At 38.9% G+C, this 8965-nt stretch carries 11 protein-coding genes; 1 reads left to right on the plus strand and 10 read right to left on the minus strand.

Features of this window, described 5'->3' with window-relative positions:
* Positions 1–38 precede the first annotated feature (38 nt).
* The 8 genes from pyk to AB1488_02140 all read right to left on the minus strand — a co-directional run bounded on the left by pyk (position 39) and on the right by AB1488_02140 (position 6057).
* Positions 39–1445: a pyruvate kinase gene (gene pyk / locus AB1488_02105; GenBank protein ID MEW6408892.1), complete on the minus strand. Its 1407-nt coding sequence runs from the start codon at positions 1443–1445 to the stop codon at positions 39–41.
* 28 nt (positions 1446–1473) lie between these two features.
* Positions 1474–2376, minus strand: coding sequence for a thioredoxin-disulfide reductase (gene trxB / locus AB1488_02110; GenBank protein MEW6408893.1), 903 nt, complete (start codon positions 2374–2376; stop codon positions 1474–1476).
* A 1-nt stretch (position 2377) separates the two neighbouring features.
* Positions 2378–2539, minus strand: coding sequence for a rubredoxin (rd, locus tag AB1488_02115; GenBank protein MEW6408894.1), 162 nt, complete (start codon positions 2537–2539; stop codon positions 2378–2380).
* Positions 2540–2605: 66 nt separating this feature from the next.
* Positions 2606–2785, minus strand: a complete 180-nt coding sequence (locus tag AB1488_02120; protein ID MEW6408895.1) for a hypothetical protein — start codon at positions 2783–2785, stop codon at positions 2606–2608.
* 58 nt (positions 2786–2843) lie between these two features.
* The gene (locus tag AB1488_02125; protein ID MEW6408896.1) at positions 2844–4475 is read right to left on the minus strand and encodes a spore photoproduct lyase family protein; all 1632 of its coding nucleotides are present in this window, start codon (positions 4473–4475) and stop codon (positions 2844–2846) included.
* Positions 4476–4575: 100 nt separating this feature from the next.
* Entirely contained in the window at positions 4576–5010 is a 435-nt protein-coding gene (locus AB1488_02130; GenBank protein ID MEW6408897.1) for a DUF5615 family PIN-like protein, read from the minus strand.
* Positions 4982–5314, minus strand: a complete 333-nt coding sequence (locus AB1488_02135; protein MEW6408898.1) for a DUF433 domain-containing protein — start codon at positions 5312–5314, stop codon at positions 4982–4984. Before AB1488_02135 ends, AB1488_02130 begins: the two co-directional genes overlap by 29 nt.
* A 35-nt stretch (positions 5315–5349) precedes the next feature.
* Entirely contained in the window at positions 5350–6057 is a 708-nt protein-coding gene (locus AB1488_02140) for a succinate dehydrogenase iron-sulfur subunit (GenBank protein ID MEW6408899.1), read from the minus strand.
* Between the two features lie 65 nt (positions 6058–6122).
* Here AB1488_02140 and AB1488_02145 point away from each other — a divergent pair, with 65 nt between their 5' ends.
* A complete protein-coding gene (locus AB1488_02145; GenBank protein ID MEW6408900.1) occupies positions 6123–6965 on the plus strand; it encodes a deoxyribonuclease IV in 843 nt (280 codons plus the stop codon).
* Between the two features lie 151 nt (positions 6966–7116).
* Here AB1488_02145 and AB1488_02150 read toward each other — a convergent pair whose 3' ends face one another.
* A complete protein-coding gene (locus AB1488_02150) occupies positions 7117–8142 on the minus strand; it encodes a hypothetical protein (protein MEW6408901.1) in 1026 nt (341 codons plus the stop codon).
* Positions 8143–8158: 16 nt separating this feature from the next.
* Complete coding sequence (locus tag AB1488_02155; protein ID MEW6408902.1) at positions 8159–8614, minus strand: phospholipase D-like domain-containing protein; 456 nt, start codon at positions 8612–8614, stop codon at positions 8159–8161.
* Positions 8615–8965 lie beyond the last annotated feature (351 nt).

The following is an 8965-nucleotide window of genomic DNA, read 5'->3' on the forward strand; positions in this document are numbered from 1 at the left end:
CAATTAAGTTATATAAGCCAACGCTCAATACCCTAACTCTATTCACCTACTCTGTGCAGTTTCATCAGGTTCGTAGTGCCCTTTTTATATATGGGTGCACCTGAAAGTATCACTATTCCATCCCCCTTTTTTGCAAGCCTTTTTTCTATTATAACACGATCCACTTCATCTATCATCTCATCTGTGCTCACTATCTTCCTGAGAAGTAGCGGAATCACTCCCCAATAAAGTGACATCCTTTTTCTTACAGCATCATCTGGGGTTAAGGCAATTATCGGCATAGGAGGACGCTGTTTTGAAATCAACAGGGCGGTAAGACCTGATTTTGTAAAGGCTACCATTGCCTTTGCTCCTATACTTTTTGCAGCCAGACTTGCTGCTCCTACGGTGGCTTCTGGAAAATCTGCAGAATGGATGTCCCAAAACCTCCTTCTCAGAAACACACGCTCAGTCTCCTCGATTATCTTTACCATCATCTTGAGGGATTCAACAGGATATTTCCCTAAGGATGTCTCTGCAGAAAGCATAAGGACATCAGTCTCATCAAGCACTGCATTGGCAACATCAGATGCCTCTGCCCTTGTCGGTCTTGGGTGTTCTGTCATAGATTCAAGCATCTGTGTGGCTGTAATAACAGGTATATTTGCCTCATTTGCCTTCTTGATTATTTCCTTCTGAATGATAGGAACCTTTTCAGGAGACATCTCTACCCCTAAATCGCCTCTTGCCACCATAATCCCATCAGATAAGCCAAGTATCTCATCTAAGTTCTCTACAGCCTCTGGTTTTTCTATTTTTGCTATCACAGGGATGTCTGCTCCATGTTTGCATATGATATCCTTAACTGACTTTATCTCTTTAGAGCTTCTCACAAAGGAAAGAGCAATATAATCCACCTTATGTTCTAATCCAAATGCAATATCTTCTATATCCTTTTTAGTGATAGTTGATGCAGAGATACTTACACCTGGAAGGTTCATGCCCTTATTGTCCTTTAGCATGCCTCCATCTATAACCCTGCAGTTTATATCCTTTCCATTAACTCCGAGCACCTCGAGTTTTATTATTCCATCATCAAGAAGTATGCAATTTCCTTTCCGTACATCAGATGGCAGCCCTTTGTAGGAAGTGGAAACAATCCTCTCATCTCCAGAGACATCCCTCGTCGTAATTGTAAACCGTGTCCCTGTCTTAAGAAATGCCTCTCCTTCCCTGAACTTCCCTACCCTTATCTTCAGTCCCTGCAGGTCCTGGATTATTGCTACAGGACTATTGAATCTACCTGCTATCTCCCTTATAAGTCTTATCACCCTTCCATGTTCTTCGTGTGTTCCGTGAGAAAAGTTAAGCCTTGCGACATCCATTCCGTTTTTTATCAAGGACGATAGTATCCTCTTTGAGTTGCTGGCTGGTCCTATTGTGCAGACTATCTTTGCCCTACGCATGTCTTACCCCTTAATCCTTTAATCCTTATCACTGTTTTTCAATATATTCCTCTGCCATCACTGCTGCTAATGCACCATCTCCAACTGCTGTTGAGACCTGACGCAGTAGTTTAGTTCTGCAATCCCCTGCAGCAAATATTCCAGGTATTGATGTCTCGAGATTTTCCTTCGTTCTGATGAAGCCTGATTCATCCTTTTCTATATCTATAAATCCTGTATTTGGTTTTATACCAACAAATATAAAAACTCCATCGGTCGGAATCTCCATGCCCTCCAGTGTCTTTACATTCTTTGTGATAACCCTTTCAACACTATCTCTACCTGCTATCTCTTCAACAATCGAGTCCCATATAAAATTGACCTTTGGATTTGAGAATGCCTTCTCCTGTATTATCTTTTCTGCCCTGAGTTGGTCCCTCCTGTGGATGATTGTAACCTTCTTTGCCATCTTTGTAAGAAATACAGCCTCCTTTATGGCTGTATCCCCACCACCGACAACGACTACATCCTTATCTCTGAAGAAGAATCCATCACAGGTTGCACAGTAAGAGACCCCCCTTCCTGAAAAGGTATCCTCTCCCTTTACACCTAATCTCTTTGGCTGTGACCCTGTGGCAATAATAATCGCCTTTGTTTTATATTCTGCCTCTGAGGTCACAACCGCCTTATAGTCTTCTCTATCCTCTACTTTTTCTACCTCTTCAAACTTAATCTCAAGCCCCAGTCCTCTCGCATGCTCCTCAAATTTCTTCCCGAGGTCAAATCCGCTTATGCTCGGAAATCCTGGATAGTTCTCTATAACATCCGAGAGGGCTATCTGCCCTCCTGCACCTGTCTTTTCAATGAGTATGGTATTGAGTTTTGCCCTCATGGCATAGATCCCTGAAGTCAATCCCGCAGGACCTGCACCGATAATTATGAGGTCATACATGTTAATCTATCCTTTCGAACTCACTCTTGGCTGCTCCACATACAGGACAGTGCCATGTGTCAGGTAATTTCTCAAATGGTGTCCCCGGCGGTATCTCGCCATCAGGATCTCCTGCTTCCGGATCATAAACATAACCACAAACCGAACACTGATACCTTGACATAATTTACCCTCCTTTTCCCAATTCAATTGCTTCCCGAGTTTTGGACTCAAGTTTTGTGATAAACTTCTACTGCAGCCTTTCGTTGCCCTTTATTTTTCTTCCTTTCTTCCATGTATTTGGACAACTTTTAAAGTTAACACCAACAATCTCGTGGATTGCCCTGTCAATATCTTTCTTGTTATTCTTGGTTATCTCTATGCCTGTAGAACAAATATTATCCTTTATATGCCTGAAGTAGTAAGACATTTATCCACGATGATCTTAGTTAATGTCAAGCAAAACGTCCAAATGCCATTTTATTAACTTAGTCCACATTTTCCTTTTTATTTTTTATCGACTTGTCTTTTTGATATATTTTATACAATTTATCTTTGAACTCCTGAGCATTATTCCCATAAATATTTTCAAAAGCTTTACGATTTTTAGTAATCATCCCTTTTGTGTAGTAAAACATAAGCGACAGCTTCAAAGCTCTTAATAATTCTTTATCCCATCTATCAGATATATACTGTCCATTGATATTATCGATAGGACGATAACGCATCGGATATGCTAATGCTCCCAATTTATTGATTTCATTGATCCTATAATAAAAATATTCTGGTGTGTCATGATTGTCATTAGAGTTGTATAAGACATAAACTCTAATATCCTTAAATCCATATTTTTGAGCTAATTCTATAGCCTTTTGTATATATCCATCTTCTGAACTATTATCGAATGCAAGTCTTAATGGCTTGATTTTTATCTGACTCAATAGTTTTACTTTATCTTCATTAATTAATCTACAATCTAGCCCCTGATTAAAATCAATCTGTGTTATTCCTATTTTCCGAAATTTCATCAATCGTTTAACATCTTTTTCAAAGTTGGGTGATGCAAGCCAATTGTTATCCCAAAATATTATTCCTGTTTTAGTAATATCTATATCTTCTACCCAGTTTTCTTTTACAATAAATTTAGGCTCGTGCTTTCTCACAGCACAGAAATGGCATCTTCTGGGACATCCTCTAGTTGTAAAGGTAATCGAGTATGATAAGTTAGGAAACCAAGAATAGTCTGGAGAACAGTTTTCAGCACCTCGGAGTAGACCAACATGAGGCTCTATACCGGTCTTTTCCTTAATATATTCTGGTTTGAATGTTATAAATATATCTTCCACTAATTTTGTATATCCATATCTCCAATTTGGCAATATTAGAAGGGGGTCTATTCTCAAGCGTATCTTATATCCAACATCTTGACATTTTTTAGCAGCGGCCAATCTTTTTGTAGGTGATGGGCTTCCTATCTCATATTTCTGAGCAAATTCTTCAGCATTGAGGCTCCAAGAAAGAACAGTATTCTTAGTCATATTTGAATTCTCTCTTGCAATATTAATGAGATTATTTACATTATCACTTTTTGTGAGCATTAATAAGGTGGAATGTTCTAATTCATGAGTTTCAGCGAAGAAAGGGACGAGAATTTTGCTTAATTCTAAGTAATTATCAAATGATAAAGAATCAAGTTTTTCTCCACAATTGAAATCTGAACCTCGATTATTTAGAGACCATTCTTTTTTTACTGCATCTATTATGGCTTTTTTAAGCTCATCTAAGTTAACATTAATCTTAATGTAAGGGAAAACACCCCTATAGGTAATTTGCAGATAGCAATACATACACGAATAATAACATCCATTGTTTAATGGAGTTATGCAATAAAACCCTGGACATAAGCAATCGAGTTTATTTCTGAATCTTTCAACGAATTGATTTCGGCTTGCTGTTCCAATAACCAAAAGTTTTTTCGCAAGGTTTACAATACCAGCATTTTTATTATTTGTGTTAATCTTGGCAAATCTATATTCACGTTTTCGGATTGTGCTTGGGAGTTGATCAGGTATATATTCAATTTTTACATTTGGAAATTGAGAAATAATTTGCTTTGCCATCTTATCATTTTTGACTTTTTCATAAATAAAGATGCTATCTATATTAAAAGTGTTCATCGAGTTTTTTATATTTTGAATAGTTTTATCTAACCCCTTCCCATTATTTAAAAGCCTTCTCTTTTAATTCATTTAATACTCTAAATTTATATCTTTCAACTATCCTCCTATGATTTTTATTTAAAATTGGACTCATAAAAACTCTATCCGAATTTATCATTTCTTCAGCCAATAAAACATCGGCATAGAGTGATAGTCGTCTGATACATTCTCCAACACTCAAGCGATTCATCTCAACAAAAATTACACCCCAATGACCTTCCCCTTCTTGTGTCAGCGAATTTGCTATCTCAAGGAAATGATGGTCGTGTGTAAAGATAACAGATTTCAGATTATTCGCATATCTGAAATGTTCGATATCTGAAGCACCAACCATTTCTTTTTCATTAGCAGAGAATGCTTCTACGCCACGCTTTCTTAGACCAGATGCAATCCTTATATCAACATTTTCATCGGTGTATATCTTTAATTTTGCCAATCTTTTTCTCCAGAACCGATGGATAAGCTTTTCTCATTGAATCTGCTTCTTTAATTGCACTTTTCCATTCCTTATCAATATCTGACTTGTGCTCGTAGTAGTATGACAAAGCGTCATGAACCTGTGAAAGGTTTAGGTGCGGAAGTGCAGTTATTATATCCTCAGGCGACATCCCCATAACTTCATATCTAATGGCTATGTCCAGAACTCGAATCCCTGTGCCGGCAATGATCGGTACTCCACCTCTAACCTTTTTATCTCTTGTAATATAAGGATGTTTAACCTGCTTCACTGCTAGGTTCATAAATACTCACCTCCTTTAATATCCTCTCTGGTATTTTACTCGCCAGAGAACTTTTTCGCAACCATCGTCCTCTTTATTTCTGCTATTGCCTCAGTAGGACTAAGGTTTTTCGGGCAGACCTCCTGACAGCTCATAATCGTATGACATCGCCAGATCCCGTGTAGTCCATCAACTATCTGAAGTCTTTCTCCCTTAACCCCATCTCTGCTGTCCTTGAGAAATCTATTTGCCTTCAATAGCGCTGCAGGACCAATGTATTTTTCATCTGTCCCAGTGACAGTGCAGGCACTAAAACACGAACCGCACAGTATACAGTCAATCATATCATCAAGCCTTTTTCGTTCATCAGGGGTTTGTATCCTTTCCTTTTCAGGTGGAGGAGAACCAGCCATGAGGTATGGCTTCACTTCTCTGTAGCACTGCCAGAACCTATCCATGTCAACAAAGAGGTCTCTTATCACAGAGAGGTGTCCAAGTGGCTGGATGGTTATAGTATTCTTCTTTATATCAAGCACCTGTGTCTCACAGGCAAGGCGATATTTACCATTAATATGCATGGCACACGAACCACAGACTGCTCCTCTACATGAAAACCTGAAGGCAAGAGAAGGATCGATATTCTGCTGTATATAAAACAGCCCTTCGATAACCGTTGTCCCCCGCTTGACAGAGACATTAAAGGTATCAAAGTATGGTTTTTTATCTTTATCAGAATCAAACCTGAAGACCTTGAAGGTTTTCACTATCATTCTCCAAAAGAAATACCAGAAATCGTGCAAAGATGCAATAATTTTTTGTATATTATCTTATGCGGCGACTTGGATTTCAGACATCCATTGCAGGTGGCATACATAGAGCCATTGAGCGGGCAAGGGATTTAGGGTGCACCACTGTGCAGATATTTTCCCATAATCCAAGGGGCTGGACAGTTAAAGGCATCTCTGACACAGATACAGATGCATTTAAAAAGTTAAGAGAAAAATACAACATCACACCTGTATTCATACACACCTCTTACCTGATAAATCTTGCATCGGTGAATAATACCCTCTTGAAAAAGTCAATAGATATGCTTGTTGTGGAGATGGAGAGGGCTGATGCAATAGGTGCAGAGTATGTAGTCATTCATACAGGAAGCTCATCTGGAGATAAGCCATCTGATGCAAGGAAGAGGGCTATAGAAGCGTTGAATGTAGTAGCAAGTAGAGGTTCATGGAAGGCAGGGCTTCTTATTGAAAATACTGCAGGAGAGCGAGGAGATATATCATCAAGCATCAAGGAGATGGCAGAGATAATAAATGCTGTAAAAGGCACCCTAATCAGTGGGATATGCATAGATACCTGCCATGCCTTTTCAGCAGGCTATGACATCTCAAAGGATAACGGAATAGAAATGATAGCAAGAGAGATAAAAGAACACATTAGAATTGAAAACCTGAAACTTATCCACCTGAATGATTCAAAGGCAGGTTGTGGCTCTGGCATAGACAGGCATGAGCATATAGGAAAAGGAAAAATCGGGATGAAAGGACTTGCGAGCTTTATAAACTACCCACCGTTCAAAGATATCCCCCTTATCCTCGAGACACCTAAGAAAACCGAGGACGACGACAGGATGAATCTTGAACGGGCGATGTCAATGCTGAGGTAAGGCTTAATGTTTACATTTTGCAAGTGGGTCTTCCACCTGCATTTTAAAAGATTAGCCTTAAGTCTATCTATTCTAAGGGAAGTCAAACTCACGCAAGCCCCGTCCAAGCCCCGGATGAAGCATTGAAGGTTTTATGTATTAGAGAAAATCCTTATGAAACAAAATCAATACTAACCAGTTTAAGCAGCAAAGGGTCATAAGGTGAGAGTTTTTCTTTCTCAATATATAGTTTACCCTCCAGAAATTCCGATATATCCTTCAGGAGCTTTTTCCAGCTTTTATGGTTATTTTTATAATTCCTCCAAACCGCCCTCAGATTTTGGAGTCTCTTTTTTGTAAGGCTGACTGACATGAGCTTTTCTTTTATTTTCTCCCATCTTTCTTCCGCTTCTTTATCTTCCGGGAAGTCAAGAAGATACTCGTCCAACCTCAAATCTATTTCCCTTATAATGCTTGATATAAACTTCTTGCTCTTATCGCTGGTGAATTCTCCGAGTGTCGGGTCAACCGTTTCTCTTTGCTCTACTTCTTTATATATTTCTTCTATATCACGGATTATTTCTGCATTTGCCTCATAAACCCTTTCGAAGAAATCAGGTATAACCCTTGTCTCCTCAGGAGAGCAGGCTATGTAATCAAGTATCTTTGTCTTGTTTTTTATCATTTCACCTGTTATGAGGTCATATAGATACCAGAAGTGGAAATCGTCGCTGTACTTGTAGTAGAAAAAAATTCCTTTTGTTCCTCTCTTAAGCCCGCTGTGAATCCCAAAGGGAATAGATTCCAGTTCTTTTGCAGTCTTTGCCCTCAGGTAATCCATCAATGGCTGATAAAATTTTTCTCCACCTCCGAAGACCTCTTTCTCTAATTCGTCAAAGATTGTTTCATCCTGCTCTCGTATTCTCCTTATAATCCCAAATACCTTGGGATTTACTTCCTCTCCAAGGACAGTGGTGTCAAGTCCCACAGAGCTGTCAATATTTCTGATCTTATTCTGATTAAGGAACTTGACATGATTTGCCACGCTCTTTCTAAATGCCTCAACACTGCTTTCAAGTCTCTTTAAAAGAATAGTCCTGAAGATGCCATCCAGGGCTATCATTCTTCCTAAAGCCATCTCTTCTGCCTTTGAGAGTTTTTCCACCTTTTTATATTCAAGAATACGGTAGTAAGCCATGGTCAATTTCTCACCGCTAGAGAAACGGCTTTAATTCAGTATTATGTGTTAAGCCTGAAGGAGTAAAATTTGATGAGCCAATAACAACGAGTTTGTCAAAGATATATGTTTTACCATGCAGGAATTCCTTATCATACAGCCTGACCTCTACATTCTCTTTATTGAGAAACCCTATGAATTCCTTAACAAGGCTATTCTTTTCCTTTGATAAGTCAAATCCTTCAACTTCTTCCCTTATCATCTTCAAGAGCACATCTCCGAGGGTTGTCTCACTCCTTATCTCCGGAGCCCTTCCAAGCAGAAGGCGAAAACCCTTGACGCCCTGAATATTCTTCTTTATTAAGGCGTATGCCTGGATGTTAAAAAAAGCTGTAGCGATGTCAAATCGAGTATCAGGAATTTCCTCAAGAACGCTGTTGAGGAAGGCTGACAGCTTTAACTCACTGTTATCTATGATTTTCTTTGGTATCATAGCTTTAATTTAGTGCTTGACATCTATGCGTGTGCATGTCATATTATAAATGAGCGATAAGACCTGTGTAGGTTCCTCTGGTGTTCCCTTCCATAGGTTGGCTAAGCCAGGGGGCACGCACCTGCAGGGCACGCTCTTTTTTATGGCAAATAGATGTCATCATATTTGATCTTACCCTTAAAAACATTAAACCATTCTCTATCATTTTTTTCGTATTTACGGAATATTGTCGAGTATCAGCGAAATTCCCCAGTTAGTATCAAAATAATTCCCCACCTGGTATCAGAATAATTCCCCAGTTAGTATCAAAGTAATTCCCCACTTTTTCCACAATAGTGATATAAGATTTCC

It is taken from the genome of Nitrospirota bacterium, assembly GCA_040756155.1.
Classification (GTDB): Bacteria; Nitrospirota; Thermodesulfovibrionia; order JACRGW01; family JBFLZU01; genus JBFLZU01.

What these genes read in the sequence shown, in the direction of transcription:
- pyk (MEW6408892.1), bottom strand. Translation starts at nt 1,445, where the DNA reads ATGCGTAGGGCAAAGATAGTCTGCACAATAGGACCAGCCAGCAACTCA.
- trxB (MEW6408893.1), bottom strand. Translation starts at nt 2,376, where the DNA reads ATGTATGACCTCATAATTATCGGTGCAGGTCCTGCGGGATTGACTTCA.
- rd (MEW6408894.1), bottom strand. Translation starts at nt 2,539, where the DNA reads ATGTCAAGGTATCAGTGTTCGGTTTGTGGTTATGTTTATGATCCGGAA.
- AB1488_02120 (MEW6408895.1), bottom strand. Translation starts at nt 2,785, where the DNA reads ATGTCTTACTACTTCAGGCATATAAAGGATAATATTTGTTCTACAGGC.
- AB1488_02125 (MEW6408896.1), bottom strand. Translation starts at nt 4,475, where the DNA reads ATGGCAAAGCAAATTATTTCTCAATTTCCAAATGTAAAAATTGAATAT.
- AB1488_02135 (MEW6408898.1), bottom strand. Translation starts at nt 5,314, where the DNA reads ATGAACCTAGCAGTGAAGCAGGTTAAACATCCTTATATTACAAGAGAT.
- AB1488_02145 (MEW6408900.1), top strand. Translation starts at nt 6,123, where the DNA reads ATGCGGCGACTTGGATTTCAGACATCCATTGCAGGTGGCATACATAGA.
- AB1488_02150 (MEW6408901.1), bottom strand. Translation starts at nt 8,142, where the DNA reads ATGGCTTACTACCGTATTCTTGAATATAAAAAGGTGGAAAAACTCTCA.
- AB1488_02155 (MEW6408902.1), bottom strand. Translation starts at nt 8,614, where the DNA reads ATGATACCAAAGAAAATCATAGATAACAGTGAGTTAAAGCTGTCAGCC.